The organism is Planctellipticum variicoloris, assembly GCF_030622045.1.
GTDB lineage: Bacteria > Planctomycetota > Planctomycetia > Planctomycetales > Planctomycetaceae > Planctellipticum > Planctellipticum variicoloris.
In genome coordinates, this window is record NZ_CP130886.1 from 1,081,766 (window position 1) to 1,100,017 (window position 18,252).

Annotated in this window: 16 protein-coding genes; 10 read left to right on the top strand and 6 right to left on the bottom strand. The window is 64.1% G+C overall.

Annotated features, from left to right (window positions below):
- Window positions 1-86 precede the first annotated feature (86 nt).
- The 10 genes from SH412_RS04225 to SH412_RS04270 all read left to right on the top strand — a co-directional run bounded on the left by SH412_RS04225 (window position 87) and on the right by SH412_RS04270 (window position 11,117).
- A complete protein-coding gene (locus SH412_RS04225; RefSeq protein WP_336522267.1) occupies window positions 87-599 on the top strand; it encodes an FHA domain-containing protein in 513 nt (170 codons plus the stop codon).
- A 573-nt stretch (window positions 600-1,172) separates the two neighbouring features.
- Window positions 1,173-1,799, top strand: a complete 627-nt coding sequence (locus tag SH412_RS04230; RefSeq protein WP_336522268.1) for a GntR family transcriptional regulator — start codon at window positions 1,173-1,175, stop codon at window positions 1,797-1,799.
- A 154-nt stretch (window positions 1,800-1,953) separates the two neighbouring features.
- Window positions 1,954-2,874: a DUF1559 domain-containing protein gene (locus SH412_RS04235; RefSeq protein WP_336522269.1), complete on the top strand. Its 921-nt coding sequence runs from the start codon at window positions 1,954-1,956 to the stop codon at window positions 2,872-2,874.
- 182 nt (window positions 2,875-3,056) lie between these two features.
- The gene (locus SH412_RS04240; RefSeq protein WP_336522270.1) at window positions 3,057-3,509 is read left to right on the top strand and encodes a hypothetical protein; all 453 of its coding nucleotides are present in this window, start codon (window positions 3,057-3,059) and stop codon (window positions 3,507-3,509) included.
- 271 nt (window positions 3,510-3,780) lie between these two features.
- The gene (locus SH412_RS04245; RefSeq protein WP_336522271.1) at window positions 3,781-4,203 is read left to right on the top strand and encodes a secondary thiamine-phosphate synthase enzyme YjbQ; all 423 of its coding nucleotides are present in this window, start codon (window positions 3,781-3,783) and stop codon (window positions 4,201-4,203) included.
- Window positions 4,204-4,744: 541 nt separating this feature from the next.
- Window positions 4,745-5,320, top strand: coding sequence for a PEP-CTERM sorting domain-containing protein (locus tag SH412_RS04250; protein WP_336522272.1), 576 nt, complete (start codon window positions 4,745-4,747; stop codon window positions 5,318-5,320).
- 223 nt (window positions 5,321-5,543) lie between these two features.
- On the top strand, window positions 5,544-6,416 hold the full coding sequence (locus SH412_RS04255) for a hypothetical protein (RefSeq protein ID WP_336522273.1): 873 nt from the start codon (window positions 5,544-5,546) through the stop codon (window positions 6,414-6,416).
- Between the two features lie 192 nt (window positions 6,417-6,608).
- On the top strand, window positions 6,609-8,348 hold the full coding sequence (locus SH412_RS04260) for an ATP-binding protein (protein ID WP_336522274.1): 1,740 nt from the start codon (window positions 6,609-6,611) through the stop codon (window positions 8,346-8,348).
- Window positions 8,349-8,658: 310 nt separating this feature from the next.
- Entirely contained in the window at window positions 8,659-10,044 is a 1,386-nt protein-coding gene (eno, locus tag SH412_RS04265; protein ID WP_336522275.1) for a phosphopyruvate hydratase, read from the top strand.
- A gap of 116 nt (window positions 10,045-10,160) precedes the next feature.
- Window positions 10,161-11,117 carry an ornithine cyclodeaminase family protein gene (locus SH412_RS04270; RefSeq protein WP_336522276.1) on the top strand — a complete coding sequence of 319 codons (957 nt, stop codon included), beginning with the start codon at window positions 10,161-10,163 and terminating at the stop codon, window positions 11,115-11,117.
- Window positions 11,118-11,230: 113 nt separating this feature from the next.
- Here the strand turns inward: SH412_RS04270 and SH412_RS04275 are convergent, their stop codons facing one another.
- The 6 genes from SH412_RS04275 to SH412_RS04300 all read right to left on the bottom strand — a co-directional run bounded on the left by SH412_RS04275 (window position 11,231) and on the right by SH412_RS04300 (window position 18,215).
- The gene (locus SH412_RS04275; RefSeq protein ID WP_336522277.1) at window positions 11,231-11,863 is read right to left on the bottom strand and encodes an RNA polymerase sigma factor; all 633 of its coding nucleotides are present in this window, start codon (window positions 11,861-11,863) and stop codon (window positions 11,231-11,233) included.
- A gap of 28 nt (window positions 11,864-11,891) precedes the next feature.
- On the bottom strand, window positions 11,892-13,331 hold the full coding sequence (locus tag SH412_RS04280; RefSeq protein WP_336522278.1) for a hypothetical protein: 1,440 nt from the start codon (window positions 13,329-13,331) through the stop codon (window positions 11,892-11,894).
- Window positions 13,332-15,161, bottom strand: a complete 1,830-nt coding sequence (locus SH412_RS04285; protein ID WP_336522279.1) for a serine/threonine protein kinase — start codon at window positions 15,159-15,161, stop codon at window positions 13,332-13,334.
- Window positions 15,162-15,546: 385 nt separating this feature from the next.
- Window positions 15,547-15,939, bottom strand: a complete 393-nt coding sequence (locus tag SH412_RS04290; protein ID WP_336522280.1) for a hypothetical protein — start codon at window positions 15,937-15,939, stop codon at window positions 15,547-15,549.
- A 155-nt stretch (window positions 15,940-16,094) separates the two neighbouring features.
- Window positions 16,095-16,910: a hypothetical protein gene (locus SH412_RS04295; protein WP_336522281.1), complete on the bottom strand. Its 816-nt coding sequence runs from the start codon at window positions 16,908-16,910 to the stop codon at window positions 16,095-16,097.
- Window positions 16,911-17,162: 252 nt separating this feature from the next.
- Window positions 17,163-18,215, bottom strand: coding sequence for a dipeptidase (locus SH412_RS04300; protein ID WP_336522282.1), 1,053 nt, complete (start codon window positions 18,213-18,215; stop codon window positions 17,163-17,165).
- Between the last annotated feature and the right edge of the window lie 37 nt (window positions 18,216-18,252).

Genomic DNA, 18,252 nt, shown 5'->3' on the forward strand with positions numbered 1-18,252 from the left:
ATGGGGGGAGTCTGAAAAGGGTCATTGGCTGAAACGCTTCGGTGACTTACAGTATGCGGGCAGCGATCTGCTGAGGGAAACTCCCGATGGCCGCGTTTCTGGTTCCACTCGACCCGGGTCACTCCGCGGTTCCGCTGGAAAAGACCATTCTCCTGATCGGACGACAGTCGGACTGCGACGTCACGCTGACGCGCAGTAAGAAGGTCTCGCGCCGCCATTGCTGCATCGCCCAGGTGAATTCCCAGTTTTTGATTCGCGACCTGGGGAGTACGAACGGCGTGTTCGTGAACGGCAGCCGGATCGCCGCCGAGACGCGGCTGCGGCTGGGGGACGAAGTCACCATTGGCGACGTCCGGTTCCGGATCGAGTCTCAGCCGGTCCCGAGCGGGGGCAAATCGCCCGCGGGCGGAGCGGTCAAGGGACCGACGGGGAACAAGCGACCCAGACCGAAGCCCGCCGCCCCTCCCAGCCTGGAAATTCCGGTGGCGATTCCCGAGTCGGACGACGCCGTGCCGATTGCGGATTCGGGTCCGATCGTGCCGTATGTGGAGCTCGATTCGAGCGACATCGTGCCACTGAGCAGTGACAGCGTGTTCTGAGGCGGGATAGCGAGCAGCGGGCAGGGAATAGCGGGTCACCAGAGAAGAACTGGCTGCGTTGAGTGGGTGATTTCCGCCATCGAATCGCCAGGCGACGGGCTTCGCAATGGAGGTTGCTCCGCGACGCCGAAGTGAGGCGAGGCCGGGAGACTGCTGCAGAGTAGCTTGGTCCGCCTGGACTGCGTTTCTGAAGCCGACTCTGAAAGGTTGGGTTCGAGGCGGTTTCGCGACAGGCTTCGAGCGTCACTTTTGACGCTCATGGCTCGACCGTCAACGGCTCCGCTCCATGAAGCGCCTGGTCCGTCGCCGGACGTTTTGGCTCCGCGCGCGGATGAGCTTCCCGAAGAGTTCTGATTTCTGACGAGGTCCGGCCGCTGGGGCGGATGTCAACAACTCCGGCGGCGTTGTTGACAAATCAATGCATCCGAATGCGATAACTTGTTGACACTCTGTCGGCAGCGGCTTAGACTCGCACTCTCATTTGTACAACTTCCGAGATGCGGTCGCATCAAAAACGCCGTTCCACTCCGAACCGCGAATCGTACTTGTCAGCGACAACAGGGGGCCTGAGGCGTGCCTGGGAGCGAATCCAATCCGGCGGGCCGGCATTCGCGACAGATCACGTTGCGGCTGCGCGATGATATTTTGTCGGGGCGGATGGCCGCCGGGCTGCGGTTAACCGAGGCCGGGCTGGCGGCGCGATTCGGCGTCGGTCGCGGGCCGGTGCGCGAAGCTGTGAAGCAGCTTTCTGTACAGGGGCTGCTGGTTCTGCGTCCCAATCGGGGGGCGGCGGTGGCTCCGGAGGCGCCCCGTCAGATTCGGCAATTGATCATTCCGATCCGCCGGACGATTGAAGCGTATGCGTTGCGGCAGGTGTTCGACGAACTGACCGAGAGCGATTTCGGCCGGTGGGAGTCGATCGTCGAGCAGATGCGACGTGCGTGCGAGGCCGCCGATCTGCACACGCTGGCGGAACTGGATCTGGCCTTTCACCGGGCGCTGCTGGAGCGGGCGGCTCAGCCCGAGCTGCTGGTGATCTGGGACACGATCGTCGGGCAGATTCGGACGCACTTTCGACGAATGCAGCGGCGGACTGACGATCTGCTGTCCATCTATGAAGAACACAAAGCCTTACTCGACAGCTTCCGCAGCGGGAAGCTGGCCGAGTCGCTGCGGCTGCTGAAAGCCAAGATCGAATAGCCTTTGTCGCGGCGCCTCCCGGCGCCGTCGGGTTCTCGTGAGTTCTTTTGCGGATTGTGTGCGATTTCGCGGTTCGGGTCCGCCATTCCGGGGGCTCGGAGGCGCGATTTTGCGAGTTCGTGTTCTTATGCGCTCTCGATACAGTGAGGTAGAGATGATTTCTTTCCGTCCTCGAAGGCATGGATTTACGCTCATTGAGCTGCTGGTGGTGATTGCGATCATCGCCATTCTGATTGCGCTGCTGCTGCCTGCGGTGCAGCAGGCGCGTGAAGCGGCCCGGCGGACGCAATGCCGGAACAATCTCAAGCAACTGGGGCTGGCGCTGCACAATTATCACGACACGCACAGCGTCCTGCCGCCGGGCTTCGTGCAGACGCCTGCGCTGCATCGGAACGAAGCGACCTGGATCGCGTTTCTGCTGCCGGGAATCGATCAGGGTCCCCGTTACAATCTGTTCGACTTCAACGCCTGCGGCGGATGCATCAGTCCTGCTTCGCCGAATGCCAGGGCGTATTCCGATCCGATACCCGCGATGCGCTGTCCGAGCGATTCCGAGGCTGATCCGGCGCTCAGCGTTTATGGTCGGGGAAACTATGGCGCCAACAACGGCATCGGCCCGCTGATTCCGCCGGCCGGCTATCCGCAGACGCCGCGCGGGGCGCTGGGGCTGTTCAACGGCAATTCGAAAGTTCGCTTCGCCGATATCCGCGATGGAACGAGCAACACGGTGGCGATTACGGAATTGCGGACGTATGCGAAGGGGGCGAACGATTTTCGTGGCGTGATGTTTTATCCGGAGGGGCCGTTCACGCACCACAATTATTCGCCCAACGCGAAGATTGCGGACCAGTTGCGGACGGCGTTCTGCGCCGCGAACTCGGATCCGCCCTGCGTCGGCACGTATTCCGCGTTCAACGACAAGCAGATGTTGTATACGGCGCGCAGCCTGCACACGGGCGGCGTGCATTCGCTGCTGGCGGACGGTTCGGTCCGTTTCATCAGCGAGAATCTGAACCTGACGACCTGGCAGAATCTGGCGATTCCGGACGACGGCCTGACGCTCGGCGAGTTCTAAAACGATTATCGCGCCGTCCGAGTTTTGTGCGGGGCGCTGCGGGACTTCCGCGCAGCGCTCCGGTGACCGTGAGCTGCGTTTGCTTTCGCGATGCGGTCTTTCCGCGATCGTTCCGGGGTGACGGCGAACTACGTCGTCACTGCGTTTCCCTTTTTACTTTCGTGTCGCAAGGATTTTCCGTCATGGTTCGCTGCCCGTCGGCCTGGTTGGCTTCTTCACTGGTGATCCTGCTGGCCGCAGGTTGCGGCGGACCGTCGGGACCCGAGCGAGCGATTGTGAAAGGGACCGTCGCGTTTGACGGGGCTCCGGTGGAGTCGGGAACGATTGCGTTTCTGCCGGTGGATGGGACGGAAGGCCCGTCGAGCGGCGGCGAGATCCGCGATGGCGAGTTTCTGCTGCCGAAAGAGAGCGGGGCGGTGGTCGGTCAGAACCGGGTCGAGATCCGGGCCACGCGCCAGAACGGCAAGCCGGTGGCGAACGGCATCGCCGGCGTGAGCGAAGGCCCATCGGCCGCGAGCAGCGAGGCCAAGGTGGTGATGTATATCCCGCCGCAGTACAACGTGAATTCGGAGCTGAAAGAGACGATCAAGGCGGGCGAGAACTCGCTGTCGTTCGATCTGCATTCCAGCAAGTAGTTCGACGAACTGCGGGCCGGCCGCAACGATGGGAGTTGCATCGGCCCGGCGTCTCTCAACGGGAGATCCCGCAGCGGCTTCCAGAGCGGTTGCGGGGCGGGCTCGCTTGTTCCCATTGCCTGCGAGTCGACCGGGTCCCGGTCGACGTCCGGCACGAACCGCGGAACGCGGCCCGTGCGCAGCGGCCGAGAAGTCCGGGCGTTGAGTTTGAGGCCGACCCGTGTCAGGCTGTTGGCGTCGTATCGACGCTCAACCCTCGACGGCCGCCCTCATGAAAAGCCTGACCCGCCACCTGACGTTCCAGCTTCCCGAGCGGATGGGCTTCCTCAACATTACGGAGGAAGTCCGCCGGCTTGTGCAGGAGAGCGGGGTGCAGGAGGGGCTAGTGCTGGTGAATGCGATGCACATTACGGCGTCGGTGTTTATCAACGACGACGAGCCGGGGCTGCATGCGGATTACAAACGCTGGCTGGAGGAACTGGCCCCGTTCGATGCTTCGCCGGCCCGGTATCAGCACAACCGGACGGGGGAGGACAATGCCGACGCTCACATGAAGCGGCAGATCATGGGGCGGGAAGTGGTCGTGGCGATCACGGAGGGGAAGCTCGATTTCGGGCCGTGGGAGCAGATTTTCTACGGGGAGTTCGACGGTCGGCGGTCGAAGCGGGTGCTGGTGAAGGTGATCGGGGAGTGAGGGGATGGTTGTCTGGCCGGACTGCGTTTTGAGTTCTCGGCGTCTCTGTAAAAGACGACACTAAACCGCCGGGCGTTTCCATTTGGAAGCGCTCGGCGCCTTTGTAATGAGAGTTGCTTACATTTTCAACAGAATCTCTTGCCTGAAACTTGTCGTCGGTCTGGCCTGAACGCAATGCTGCTCAATCTGGGGATGTCGGCTGTTTGCGGCATCGTGCGACCAGAAAGCCGGTTTGCCGAGAATTGGCTTGAGGTTTATTGAGAGGGAAGCGACAGTGCGAATTCTAAGAATGTGTGTGGCATTGTTCACAGTGATGTCTGCTGTGTCGTCAGGACAGGCTGCGTTCCTGTATTCGAATGGGTTTGAGGTGGACACTACGGGGTGGGCAAGTGCGACGCGAGTCGCGAGTGGAACGGGCGGCGTGACGTCGGCGTCGGGGGGCTTTCATGCGACGACGGGGACGACGAGTGATACGTTTACCAGGTGGGGTGGTTACAATTTCGGTGCCGGAGACGCAGTCCCGACTGCATTTCAGGAGTATTTGACTGCAATCGACATTTACCTGGATGTCGGCGGCGGGTGGGTCAATGACACACGGTTCGACTTTGATTCTGCCATCAACAACAGCATGGGAACATTCCTTCGCGACTTCATTTTCAATGCGGGATTCTATAACGACGCGACCGGGCCCGGGGCCGGCACAAATCGGTTTGTCATCAGCGCCAGTACCAACAGCCAGCCGGGTAGCGCGTACGCGAAGAACCCCGCCAGAGACCCGATTGCCATCACCACGACGGGCTGGTACACGTTCGAAGAACATTTCTACGATAACGGCGGCGTCCTATCTGTCGATATGAGCATCTACGACTCTTCACATGCGCTGGTGAAAACGTGGACGTTGAATACCGCTGATTCGATCGGGGACGTCGGCGGTAACCGCTACGGGTGGTTCGACTACAACGAGTTCACCGCACTCGCCTTTGACAATGCCGAATTGCGAACTGCATCTCCAGTCGTTCCGGAACCGACGTCACTGGCTTTGGCCGGCTTTGCCGGAATCGGTATGGCAGTCGGGGCGTGGCGTCGTCGTCGCCTTGAGAAGCCGCAGGTGGCATGACAAGCCTTCGGACAGTCTTCTGGTTTTGCGAGCGGGCGGCCTCATGGTCGCCCGCTTTCATTGGGGGGGGGCTGGCTACCGTCGATCACGGCATTTTCATTCGGAATCTGCCGGGCATGTGCTGTAACGTTGGCCGGGGAACGAAGGGGGAACGGCCAAAAACATGTTTGCCCGGGACTGCGAGCATGTCACCTGTCGTGTGATGACTGAAAACGGCAACCGAATGAACCCCTCCGCCTCGCTCGCCGTCCTCTACGCGCGATCCCTCAAACAAGAGGCCGCCAGGAACTGGAAGCCTTACGCCTCCGTCCAGCGAGAGCAGGAACAGGCGCTTCGCCGGCTGGAGAAATGCGGCGTCGTCACGGTCGCCGATCTCATTGCGGAGTTGCCTCGTTTGCCGCGTGGTCTGCAGAGGTCGGCGATTGAATTCGTGGGGCTCCTGAAGATTCGTCGGGCGATCCCGGTGCTGATCGATCTGATGGACCGGCCTCGACTCCGACTGGTCGTGGCCCAGGTTCTGTCATATTTCCATGAGTCGCGGCCGATCACCGAAGCGCTGGTAGAAGCGGGGCAGCGAGAGCTGGCGGCGTCTGCACCGGATGTCACGTGGCTTGACGCCATCACCATCGCCTGCCTGGCGTGCGACGATCGTCGAATTGCCGAGATTTTGCTGAAGACTTACGAACGGACGGATTTGCCGGGCTGGCTGCGCGGCAATGCGGCTGACCGGCTGATGAGCCAGACGGGCATCGCAGACAGGCGGACGACGCTGTATCGGCGGTGCCGGGCGGCGGCGCTGCGTGGTCTGGACGAGGAGGATCTCGACGTCCGCTTCGGGAGCATGTACGTGATTGGTGCGTTGACGTCGCGCGGGGACTGGAATCCGCCAACGGTGCATACAGATTTTCACTGCGCACTGCCGCGGCTGCGGGGAATCGCCGCGACCGACCACATGCTGGCCCCCGGCTACTGGTGGCCCCTGTCGGCCGAGGCCGCGGACGTCATTGGCTGCATTGAAACCGGCACTTGGCCACAGCCGGATGCCGCCCATCGCTGGGAGGGGTTTCCAGAGCGGGGCGAGTGGCGACGGGATTGATTGGCTGCAAATTGCAGCGCCGACATTTCTTTCGCTCCGTCCGGGGCTGAAGTCCGCCAAAACGGTCCGCGGAGCGGATCCTGCGTTGTGTGACCCGGTTGGCCTGAGGAATTGGCGAAATGCGACTCGCTCTCCTCCCTCTCCCGCACTTGGTATGATGCCCGCCGGGGCGTCGGGAGCGGTCTGCGCGGGTTGCGCGGCTTCGTCGGCGTCGGGGACCGGGCGTTTTCGCCGGGGGTTGCTGTGCCCAAGGCCACGCTGCTTGTCATTCAAGGCGTCGAACAGGGAGCCCGCTATGAGCTGGGGGACCGGCCGTACGCGCTGGGGCGGGGGCTGCAGAACGAAATCCGGGTGCTCGACACCGAAGTCTCCCGGATTCACGCCTCGATTCACCGCGTCGGCGACGGGTACGTTCTGACCGACCGGAACAGCTCCAACGGGAGTTTTGTGAACGGGTCGGCGATTCGCTCGCGACCGCTGGCCAATGGCGATCAGATTCAGATTGGCCGGACCGTGCTCCTGTTCAGCCAGGAAGGGGCCGCGGCGGCGCCGCCGAATCTGGACCGGGTGAAACTGCTGAATCAGCACGATCCGGCCGACCGTTCGAACATCGTCAGCAAGGTGTCGGACGACTCCAGCCGGCCGGGCGGTTTCGGGTCGGTGACGGCGGCGGCGCAGTCGGTGGTCAATCTGCGGGCGCTGTATCAGATTGCGGAGGAGTCGGTCCGGCCGTCGGTTTCGCTGGAGCAGCTTCTGCAGCGGGTGCTGGACCTGACGATTGAGGCGGTGGGGGCCGACCGGGGCTGCGTGCTGCTGACGGATGCGTTCAACGGCGAAATCCGCCCGCAGGCGGTGAGTTATCGGCAGGCGGGGGAGCATGGTTCCCGCATGCCGGTTTCGCGGACGATCGTCGATTACGTGGTGCGGAGCCGGCAGGGCGTCCGCAGCACGGATGCGCAGCACGATACGCGGTTCGACGCCGGCAACAGCATCGTGCAGTCGGGGATTCGCGAGGCGATGTGCGTGCCGCTGCAGGGGCGGTCGGAACTGATGGGGGTGATTTATGTGGATATCACGACTCCCGCCGATCGGGTGCTGATCGAAGGCCGGCAGGAGCGGTTCAGCGAGGATCAGCTCCGGCTGCTGGTGGCGATCGGGCGGCAGGCGGCTCTGGCGGTGGAGAACAACCGCTACCAGAACGCGATTGTGAAAGCCGAGCGGCTGGCGGCGATGGGGCAGACGATCGCCACGCTGAGCCACCACATCAAGAACATCCTGCAGGGGGTTCGGGGCGGGAGCTACCTGATCGATCTGGGATTGAAGGACCACAACGAGGATCTGGTCCGCAAGGGCTGGACGATCGTCGAGAAGAACCAGAACAAGATCTATCATCTGGTGATGGACATGCTGACGTTCAGCAAGGACCGGAAGCCGGCGCTCCAGCGGGTGCAATTGAACGATACGGTGCGGGAGATCGTCGAGCTGCTGCAGGTCCGGGCCGGCGAATCGCACGTGGAACTTCACTGGGAGCCCGCGGGCGACCTCCCCGACAGCACGTTCGATCCCGAGGGGATCCACCGGGCGGTCCTGAACATCGTGATCAACGCGATCGACGCGGCGGAAGGGGCCGACCACGCGATGGTCCGGATCGCGACGGGCTATGACCCGAACTCGGATTTCCTGTGGGTGCGGGTGACCGACAATGGGCCGGGGATTCCCGAGGAACAGCGGCTGCGGATCTTCAACATCTTCGAATCGACGAAGGGGGCTCGGGGGACGGGACTGGGGCTGCCGGTGAGCCAGAAGATTCTGCGGGAGCACGGCGGTGAGATCACGGTCGAGAGCCGGCTCGAGGAAGGGACGACTTTCACGCTGACCTGGCCGCGCAACGACGACGATCACAGCCCGCTGAGCGGGCGGACGATGGCATGACGGGTAAGCACGAAATCCGAAACAGGCGATGCTCGGCAGCCCGCCGGTCGTCAGAAGATCAGTAGAGAAGAACTCACCGCGGAGGCACGGAGGACGCGGAGTCAGAACCTGAGAAGAAACGACCACGAATGACGAGGAGATTAAGGGTCGAGTGGTCAGGCAAGAACTTCTGTACGACGGACGTCCACGTCCGTCGACCTCATCTTCGGCAGCCTGCGGCGAGTCTGAATACGACGGACGAGGACGTCCGTCGTACGGCTCAAGAGGCGGCGAGCATGTTCACGGAACGCAGGATGGATCACGGCGGACGATGTTGAAGATTACTCGGATCGATGCTCTCGAAGTGCTCGACAGCCGCGGGCGTCCGACGGTTGAAGCCAGCGTGGTTTGCGAGGGGGATTTCGAAGGACGGGCCAGCGTTCCGAGCGGGGCCAGCACCGGGCGGAGCGAAGCCCACGAGCTGCGCGACGGCGGCCGTCGGTTGCGCGGACTTGGCGTCCGTACGGCAGTGGGGCAGATTCGGACGGAGATCAATGCGGCTCTCAATGGGGGCGATGCGCTTGACCAGCAGGGGCTCGACTGGCGGCTGCGCCAGCTCGACGGGACGCCGGACAAGTCCCGACTGGGAGCGAATGCCATCCTGGCGGTTTCGCTGGCGACGGTCCGCGCGGCCGCTGCGGCCCTCAAGCAGTCGGTGGTTCAGCGACTGGCCGATCTCTGGCTGAAATCGGCTCCGACGACGGTCCCGCATGCGGCCGGCGGTCTGTTCGAACCCGATGTGCTGCCGCTGCCGATGGTCAACATGATTTCCGGAGGCGCCCATGCCGGCGGCAACCTGGATCTGCAGGATTTTCTGCTGATTCCCGTGGGGGCGACGAGTTATTCGCAGGCTCTCGACCAGATTGTGGAGACCTATTTCGAACTGGGAAGCCTGCTGCAGGCGCGGGACTACGAAGGGGTGCTGGTCGGCGATGAGGGAGGCTACGGTCCCCGGCTCCGCTCCAACGAAGAAGCGATCGAGCTGGTGACGATGGCGGCCGAGCGCGCCGGGCTCCGACCGGGGCGGGATTTCATGCTGGGGCTCGATGTGGCGTCGACCCAGTTCTATCGCGACGGGAAGTACCATCTGCGGGACGATCCGCAATCGCCGCGCAGCTCCGACGCGATGATCGACCTGCTGGCGAGCTGGGTCCGGCAGTATCCGATTCTCAGCATTGAAGACGGCCTGGCCGAAGACGACTGGGACGGCTGGTCGGCGCTGACGGCGGCGCTGGGCTCGCAGGTGCAGATCCTTGGGGACGACCTCTTTACGACCAACTGCGCGCGGCTGCGGGAAGGGATCGATCGTGCCGCCGCCAACAGCATTCTGATCAAGGTGAACCAGATCGGCACGCTGTCGGAGACGTTTGACACGCTGATTCTGGCGTGGCAGAACGGTTATACGCCGGTGATTTCCGCCCGGAGCGGCGAGACGGAAGACCCGTTCATTGCCGACCTGGCCACGGCGACCGGGGCCGGCCAGATCAAGATCGGTTCGGTGGCCCGCAGCGAGCGGCTGGCGAAATATAACCAGCTTCTGCGGCTGGAGCGGATGCTGGGCGGTCGGGGACGATTTGCCGGGCCGGCGGCGTTTGTGCAGCGGACGGCTCTGGCCCGCTGGCAGTCCGACGGTCGTTCGCCGCAGTGTGCAGACTGAGCCGACACGGCGAGGCTCACTGCGGCGTTCCGTGCGACGCGCTTCACTCGATCGCCGGTCTTCCGCCGCGCTGGCTGGCGGGCTAAGCTGTGGGGCCATCCCCTCCGGAGATCGCGATGACTGCAATTTACCTGACGGAAGACGATGTCGCCTGGCTGGCCGATATGGAGTCGGCGATCGAGTGCGTCGGCCAGGCGTTTCTGGCCCTGGGCGACGGTCGGGCGACGCATCAGCCGCGTCGGCGCGTTTCCGCGGCGGGGACCATGCTGCATTCCATGTCCGCCGCGGCCGAGTATCTCGGTTACGTCGGCTTCAAGGCCTATACGACGACCCGCACGTCCGCCCGCTTTCACGTGATGCTCTATGATGCGGAGAGCGGCGAGCCGGCGGCGCTGTTTGAAGCCAATCAGCTCGGGCAGATCCGGACTGGGGCGGCGAGCGGCGTGGCCACGCGCTGTATGGCCCGGCCCGACGCTCGGGTGGTCGGGTGCTTCGGAACCGGTTTCCAGGCGAAGACGCAGCTCAAGGCGATGTGCTGCGTTCGACGGATCGAGCGGATCGAGGTCTATGGCCGCGACGGCGATCGCCGGAAGGCTTTTGCGGAAGAGATGACGGAGTTCTGCGGCGTCCCGACGGTCGCCGTTCACAGCCCCGAAGAATGTGCGGCGGAGAAGGACATTATTGTCTGCGCGACGACGAGCAAGACGCCGGTGTTTGACGGTCGGGCCATCGATGAAGGGACGCATATCAACGCCGTCGGGAGCAACTGGCTGGGGAAGGCGGAGATCGATACGACGGTGATTCGCCGGGCCGACCATATTGCCTGCGACAGCGTGGAAGCGTGTCAGCTCGAAGCGGGCGATTTCGTGCCGGCGCTGGAGGCGGGGGTGCTGGAGTGGAGCCGGGTGCATGAGCTGCACGACGTTCTGGCCGGTCGCGAGACCGGGCGGGCGCATCCGCCGGATATCACGCTGTTCAAGTCGGTCGGGATTGCGCTGGAAGATGTGGCGCTGGCGGTCCGGCTGCTGCAGCGGGCGCGGGACGAGAAGGTTGGGCAGGCGTTGCCGTTTTGAGGCGGGCTTCGGGTATCGGGCTTCGGGCTTCGCAGAGAAGGCGGTGGCTGCGCCCCCTGTCATGCCCTGTTTCTCGATGTTGTCGACGGCACCTTTTGGCAGGCGGGGGGGCCCTACTCGGCGTTGAGCTGCTGCCAGTCGACGTCGCGCAGGCGGGCGGCAGTGGCGGCGGCTTTGAGTTTCTGGACGACGAACGACTTGTGATTGGCGACGGCCTGTTCGCTGATCGACAGAGATCGGGCGACTTCCTGATTGGACTGGCCGCGGACGAACAGGAGTTCGGCGCACATCAGGCGTTCGAACTCTCCCCGACTGATCCAGCTCTGGACGAGCTGCTTCAGGCAGTCTCCGAGAACGCGTTCCTCGACGGTCTTGCGTTCGGCGCTGCGGACCAGGCTCGACGCACGACGCTGCGGACCGGCCGGGTCGATGCCGCTGTTGGAATCGGAGGAGGCCAGCGTCAGCCAGGGGCGTCGCCCGCGCCGCCGGAGCTGATCGGTCAGCTTGTGGGCGGCGATCGAGAACAGAAACGATTCGAGGGGCGTCGCATCTCGGTAGTTCGGCAAGGCCAGCAGAAAGCCGAGGAACGTCTCCTGGACGACGTCTTCCGCGGCGGCCCGGTCCCCCAGTCGCTGCTCGGCGAAGGCGAGCAGGCGGCCCTGGTAGGCGGCGATGAGCCGTTCCCAGGCGTCGGGTCGACGGGCGCGGACCTCCTGCAGCAGCGTTTCGTCATCGACGGGAGCCATGCGACCTCGACCGCGCAAACAGCATTTCTCAGGCGGTCATCAGGCTCGCAGGGAGGTCCGGAGAAGTCAATTGTCGCGACTGGATGAGCGCCAGATAACAGCCGACGATCAGTGTGGCGAGCGCCAGAGTCCAGACGCCGACAAGCAGACGGCCGCGGGCGATTTCGTGCCGGACGGACGGCAGGAAGTTGTCGCGGGTCTGGTCGTCGAACTGCACTTCCCACCAGACCCGCTGCATGGGGGCCGCGAAGGTCCCGAAGTCCTTTTCCTCGGTCTGAGTGTGCTGGTTGGTGACCACCAGCGTTCGCAGCGTGTCGCCGGAGACGTCGGTCAAAGTCGCCTGACGCGCCAGCGGCACGTGCTGCCGCAGGTCGTCGCGGACGAGATTCGACGTTTCTGCGAGCAGTTCCCGTTCGGCCTCGGCCACCGACGTATAGAGCCGGCTGGCGAGGATCCGCCGTTGGCGGGAGCCGGAATGAACCTCGGGAGCCTGAATCCATTCCGGCAGCGTGTCGGCGGTCGCCGAGCGAGCGTCGGTCGGCGTGGGGAGACGTTCTTTGCCGACCAGGGACGCCTGCCGCGCCTGCTCGGCGGCGGAGGGAATGCCCAGCACCGTGGTCCCAAGGGCTTCGACGGCTTCGTGGGGCGTCGCCTGCAGGGCGACGAGACTGCCGCCCCAGACCGCGGCCGCCGGCACGATGGCCAGCGCCAGTCCGTTGAGGCCGAGCCGCCAGGCGGAGACGGTGCTCGTCGATGGGGCGAACGAACTGGCGGTCTCGTTTCGTCTGTTCGCGGGGCGAAGTGCGCGGAACAGGATTGCTCCCGCTCCGGCCACGACCAGCGGCACGATCACGATGCCGGCCAACAACACGAGCCTGGCCCAGGTCGGGGCGCCCGTGGGCGAACTGTTTGCAACCCGGACAGGAATTGCGACGAACCACATCGCGGCCGCGGCGGCGATTAGCAGCAAGAATCCTGCGCCGAGCAATGGTCCCCAATGGCTTCGATGCGGACCGGCGGATCGCGTTCGCGCCGCGATGGCAACAACGAACCCGAGGATCAGGACCAGACCCATTCCTGCGATCAGGACGACGGGCATCAACGCCACGCCCGAATGCATGGTGATGTGCACCGGCAGCGGCGGCGCCGGCTGCCAGGCGATCGGGAGGACGGGGGCTTCAGGCGCCGGGACAGCCATCGGCGGCAGGCTGCGCGCTTCGGTTGCGGGCGTCGCGACTTCGGCCCTGGGCAGCCCCTCCCATCGAGCGGCAAACAGCAGAAAGAACAGCAGCACCAACCCGACGGCCGTGCCTGCGCCGAGCCCCATTCCCGCCCGCCAGCCGCCGAAGTTATGGCCGCCGGAGTGCGATGATGGCCGCAGGAGAGCGGTGAGAATCAGGCCGCCCGCCAGCAGGAGGCCGACCAGCAGCAGACCCAGGAACAGCAGACCCCAAACGGCGATGATCATTTATCCCTCCAGCGTCTGGGTGGTCCGGGACTGCGATGGCCCCCAGAACTGCAACGAAGCCAGTTGCACGGTCGCCGACAGCGTCACACCCCAGGCGGCCAGAAACTCCGGCGGGAAGGAGAGGACCTGCCCGATCACAAATGCCAGAATGCCGGTCCAGATCAGCGGCCCGACGCGGAAGCCGGAGGTACGGCTGGGATCGGTCAGCGTCAGCCAGCCTCCCCACCATGCCAGGAGCATGAAACAGGCCGTGTAAGACGCCGCCGTCGGCTGTCCGCCGAGCATCTGACGAAGTGGAATTGAACCGATGTATGAGATCCCGTGTCGGTTGACCTGATTGTCGGTGAAGTCAAACAGCAGCATCTGGTCGAGCTGCCAGGCGATTCCGCCCAGCAGGGCGCCGGCCGCCAGGAATAACCACCGGCGTTCGGCGATCTTCCAGCCCCGTGAACGGGCGAACTGAGCCGTTGTCGTCAGCAGCCACGCGCCCAGGATCGTCACGCCGACGAACAAGCCGAGCCCTTCGGGCGTCGGCGTCAGCGGAGTGCCATGCAGCAGGTGAATGCCCCAGTTCGCGGCGCTGCAGACGGCCAGGCCGCCGACGGCGGCGATCAGCCAGGTATAAGCCGACTGGCCGGGAGCCATTGGGACCGGGGCCGTTTTGGAAATGCGACGCCGGGCCGCTGCCGCCACGGGGGGCGGAGTCGACTTTGACACGGGCCGATGGATCGGGATCGCCGATGCCGGTCGCGTCAGTCGCAGCACCAGCAAGATCGCTCCCACGGTCAGGCCGGCTTTGAAGAATCCTGGCAGGGCGTGCGGGGCCCAGAGGGTGACCATGACGAATGCGAACGCCACCCACGGCGCCCATGATTTCCAAGGGGCGGCGTGGTCGCTGGCGGTTGCGCGAACAAATTCGGCCGCGAAGCGCGCCGTTGCCGCATCTGGCTGCGATGGATCGGGGGGGGGCGTGAATCGCTCGGGTCGGGGCCGGGGCGTTTCCGGCAGAAACGCGCTTTCCGGCAACACATGCGAGCCATGCAGCGCGGCTTTGAGTTCGTCCAGGAGGACGGCAGGTGTTCGCGTCCGCTTCGCCGGATCCTTCTGCAGCGCCCGTCCCAGGACCGGCCGCAGCGCCAGCGGCAGGCGTTCGAGATCCGGAGCGGCCGACAGATGCTTCATCAGGACTTCGCCGGTCGTTTCACCCTCGAACGGCACGCGCCCGGTCAGCATCTCGTAGAGGATGATCCCCAGGCTGTAGACATCGACCTGGGTGCCGTACTGGCCGTGGGCGACTTCCGGGGCCATGTAGTAAACGGTGCCGATGCTCTCCGTGTACTGACCGCCGCGGGGGCCTTCGAGCCGGCGTGAGAGTCCGACGTCGCCGACCTTCACGACGCCGTGTTCGCGATAGATATTGGCGGGCTTGAGATCGCGGTGGACGATGCCGTGTTCGTGGAGGAAGCCGACGCCGGCGACGATCCCCGCCAGCCAGGATTCGACTTCTCCGATCGGCAGACCGTGTGGAAAGGCGGTGAGGACGTCTTCGAGGCTGCTGCCGCTGACGTATTCCATGACGACCCAGGAGCGGCCGGCCCCGTCAACTTTCACGTCAAACAGATTGACCAGGTTCGCATGCTTCAGGTTGAGGCACTGCGTAATCCCGCGCAGCTCTTTCTCCGACTGGTCGGCAAAGATCAGCTTGAGCGCCACCTCTTTGCCCGCGTCCGTGACGGCGAAATAGACCTCGCCGAATCCGCCGCGGCAGATGGCCCGGCGGATCGTGTATCCCGGCAACGGTCGTGAATCGGGCTCGCAGGTGAACTTCATGGATCCCGTCCGGCGGGGTGCAGCGTGAACGCTCATGTCAGCGGTCCCCGTTGGTGCAGATCGTTCGAGATGTTGGTGAATTGTCGCGAGAATTCAGTGTATCACGACTTCCGGGCGTCACGCCCGGGAAGGAACGCATCCGCCGTTCCTTCGGATCAGCAAAACTGCCGGAGCAAGGCTTGCTCCGGCAGCAGAACCGCGCCGATCGATTGCCGTCGACCGGGCGGAGGGGTTTTTCGTAACAACACGTGCATAAGAACTGTTCGATTGTGGGTGGCACGCCCAGAGGCCTTGCGATGGGCGTGAACTTTCACGACAAACACGCCCTTCGAAGACTCACGGCGTGCCACCCGGAATCTTGTTTTCGATCCGGTCGCGTTTTCCATCAGTGATGACCGTTGTCAGAATGGTCCGAGTGGTCGGACGTCGCAGGACTTTCCAGTTCGACTTGAATCATCAGGACTGCCGCCTGCGGAATGAACTGGGCTCGGGAACCCGACTTGATCGCCAGCCACTCGCCTTCGACGGTATCCAGCGTCCCTGAGATCGACACATCGGCCCCGTTGATGTTCCCGGTGGTAGGACTGACTGGCAAATCGGCCGCCGCCCCGAGGGCGTCTCTCCGGAACTGCACCGTGCAGCGTTTGCCGATCTGCTGTTTCAAGGCTTTGGGGAGCCCGGCGGCGGCCGCCGCCACCGGAGCGTTCCCGACGTCGACGTTGCAGCCGCACACGACTGACGCCACGAGTCCAATCAGCAGCCAGGCATAGTGACGCATCTATTCGTCCTCGTCCTCGCAGTTGTCCGTTCTGGCTTTTCGCTTTCCGCTCGCCAGGATCGGCAGGGTGGCCGGGGCTGGACCGAAGGGAAGCCCCGGCGTTCGCCGATCCGGGGCTTCGCGAAGACGCTCCAGCCCCGGCCACCCGGTTGGAATCAGATTCCCGGCGAAGCGACCGGGGCGGCGTCCGCCGGTTCGTCGCCGAAGTAAGAGTCGATCTGCGAATCCAGGTCGCTCGGCACTGCCGGGGTCTGGGCTTCGACCGGAATCAGGCCGGTGAACTTGCCTTCGATGTCCAGCCGGCGCTGCTGCACGTCGAGCTGCTTGTTGAGGTCGTCCATCAGCTTCTTGACCTGGCCGAGGTTCGAGTCGTTGATGGCGAGCTGCGAGACTGTTTCGGCGGCGCGAACCGTCTGCAGGCGGGCTTCGAGCTGTTCCAGGCGGACTTCCAGGTCCTTCTGGGCCTGCATCATGCCGTTCAGCTTGTCCTGGTTGGCCTTCAGCATCTGCTGGCGGGCGGAGAGGATCTTGCGGTCGGCGGCGAGGGTTTCCTCGGCGGCCTTGAAGCGTTCGAACCGCGTCGCCAGGTCCCGGCGGACTTCGTCGCTGGCGTAGGTGTGGCCGGCGTAGGAATAGGTCGACTTGTTGGCGCCGATATCCTTCCGCAACGCCAGGATCGTTTCCTTCTGCTTGGACAACTCGGTTTCGCGGCGGTCGATGCCGGCCTGGAGGTGTTCGATGTCGACCTGCTGCTCGGCGATGACGTGCATGCACTGCCGGACGTCGGGGACGAGCTGCTCGACCATCTGGTGGGCCCGGGCGATTTCGAACTCGACCGGCACCTCGGCCTTCACGGCTTTGTGAATGCTGGTGGCGCCCGTCCGGACGTAGCTCAGGGTCTCGCGACCCAGCAGCAGCCCACCCAGAACCGCGGCGGCCGCCGCTCCCAGTGCGATCTTTTTGAGAAACATGGCGATCCCCTCAGTCGAATGTGACGCTGACTTCCGTCGTCGGCTCAACCGGCCGCACGCGTTGTTACAGAGTCATTCGCTGCAGGGGCGGGAATCTTGGGGGAATTCTGGAGGGATTTTGCGGATTGATGTAAGTCGTTGGGCGGAAGGGACATCGTTGATGGTCGATCGTTGATCGTTGATGGAAAGAACGGATTGTCGGGCTCCCCGTTTCTGACCATCGACGATCAACCATCAACGATCGACCATGTCTCATGCCCACGCGCGGCGGAAGAACTCCAGCCAGTTGCGGGACATGATCCGTTCGATGTCGTCGGCCGAGTAGCCGCGCTTCGCCAGGAGGTCGGCCATTCTGGGGAGGTCGGCGATGGTGTCGAGGTCGCTGGGGGACTGTTCCTTGCCGAAGCCGCCGTCGAGGTCGGTTCCCATGCCGCAGTGCTTCGCGTTGCCGGCGAGCTGGCAGATGTGGTCGATGTGGTCGACGATGTGTTCCATCTGGACGGTCGACGGGTCGCTGACCCCGATCTTCCAGCCGGGCCGGATCATCCAGTTGTCGAAGGCGGCTCCGATGACGGCTCCGCGCTGGATGAGGGTCTTGATCTGGTCGTCGGTGAGCTGACGATCGGCGTTGACCAGCGAGCGGCAGTTGTGATGGCTGGCCAGGACAGGTCCCTGGAAGATTTCCATGGCGTCCCAGAACGATTCGTCGGCCAGGTGGGTGACGTCGAGGAGCATGCCGACCTTGTCCATTTCCTGGAGCAGGCGTTTGCCGTCGGCGTTGAAGCCGCCCGTGCTGCCGGTGCCGAAGCAGTAGGGGCTGGGGCCGTAGTGGGCGGGGCCGAGAATTCGCAGGCCGGCCTCGTACCATTCGGCGATCTGCTCGGGGTTCTGGATGGGGGGGCTCCCTTCCATGCTGAGGATGTAGCCGATCGGTCCGGTGCCGTTGGTCTGCCATTCGGCGACGTGGGCGTCGAGTGCGGCCATGTCCGGCAGGTCGCGAATGACTCCCTTGCGGACCATCGCCCGGTAGTAGGCGAGCTGGCCGCAGGCGATGGCGTAAGCGGCTTCGCGGGACTGCGGGAAGGTGAGCTCTTTGTCCTTGCGATGCAGACGGGGGAGGAGGGTGGCGATGATCACGCCGACGCCGCCCCGCTTGAGTTCGGGCCAGGTGACGGTGCAGTCGCCGGGGTTAATCCCGGTGAAGTGCTTTTCGAACTGGCGGAGTTCGGCGACGGTCAGTTCGAGATTGCGGTTCCATTCGACCGCATTCCAGGCCATGTCGAGGTGAGCGTCAAAAACGAGCATGAGGCGGGCATCCTTCAATACAGGACGGGGGAGGGAG

What these genes read in the sequence shown, in the direction of transcription:
- SH412_RS04275 (WP_336522277.1), bottom strand. Translation starts at nt 11,863, where the DNA reads ATGGCTCCCGTCGATGACGAAACGCTGCTGCAGGAGGTCCGCGCCCGT.
- SH412_RS04225 (WP_336522267.1), top strand. Translation starts at nt 87, where the DNA reads ATGGCCGCGTTTCTGGTTCCACTCGACCCGGGTCACTCCGCGGTTCCG.
- SH412_RS04295 (WP_336522281.1), bottom strand. Translation starts at nt 16,910, where the DNA reads ATGTTTCTCAAAAAGATCGCACTGGGAGCGGCGGCCGCCGCGGTTCTG.
- SH412_RS04255 (WP_336522273.1), top strand. Translation starts at nt 5,544, where the DNA reads ATGAACCCCTCCGCCTCGCTCGCCGTCCTCTACGCGCGATCCCTCAAA.
- eno (WP_336522275.1), top strand. Translation starts at nt 8,659, where the DNA reads ATGTTGAAGATTACTCGGATCGATGCTCTCGAAGTGCTCGACAGCCGC.
- SH412_RS04290 (WP_336522280.1), bottom strand. Translation starts at nt 15,939, where the DNA reads ATGCGTCACTATGCCTGGCTGCTGATTGGACTCGTGGCGTCAGTCGTG.
- SH412_RS04245 (WP_336522271.1), top strand. Translation starts at nt 3,781, where the DNA reads ATGAAAAGCCTGACCCGCCACCTGACGTTCCAGCTTCCCGAGCGGATG.
- SH412_RS04240 (WP_336522270.1), top strand. Translation starts at nt 3,057, where the DNA reads ATGGTTCGCTGCCCGTCGGCCTGGTTGGCTTCTTCACTGGTGATCCTG.
- SH412_RS04280 (WP_336522278.1), bottom strand. Translation starts at nt 13,331, where the DNA reads ATGATCATCGCCGTTTGGGGTCTGCTGTTCCTGGGTCTGCTGCTGGTC.
- SH412_RS04300 (WP_336522282.1), bottom strand. Translation starts at nt 18,215, where the DNA reads ATGCTCGTTTTTGACGCTCACCTCGACATGGCCTGGAATGCGGTCGAA.
- SH412_RS04285 (WP_336522279.1), bottom strand. Translation starts at nt 15,161, where the DNA reads ATGAAGTTCACCTGCGAGCCCGATTCACGACCGTTGCCGGGATACACG.
- SH412_RS04270 (WP_336522276.1), top strand. Translation starts at nt 10,161, where the DNA reads ATGACTGCAATTTACCTGACGGAAGACGATGTCGCCTGGCTGGCCGAT.
- SH412_RS04235 (WP_336522269.1), top strand. Translation starts at nt 1,954, where the DNA reads ATGATTTCTTTCCGTCCTCGAAGGCATGGATTTACGCTCATTGAGCTG.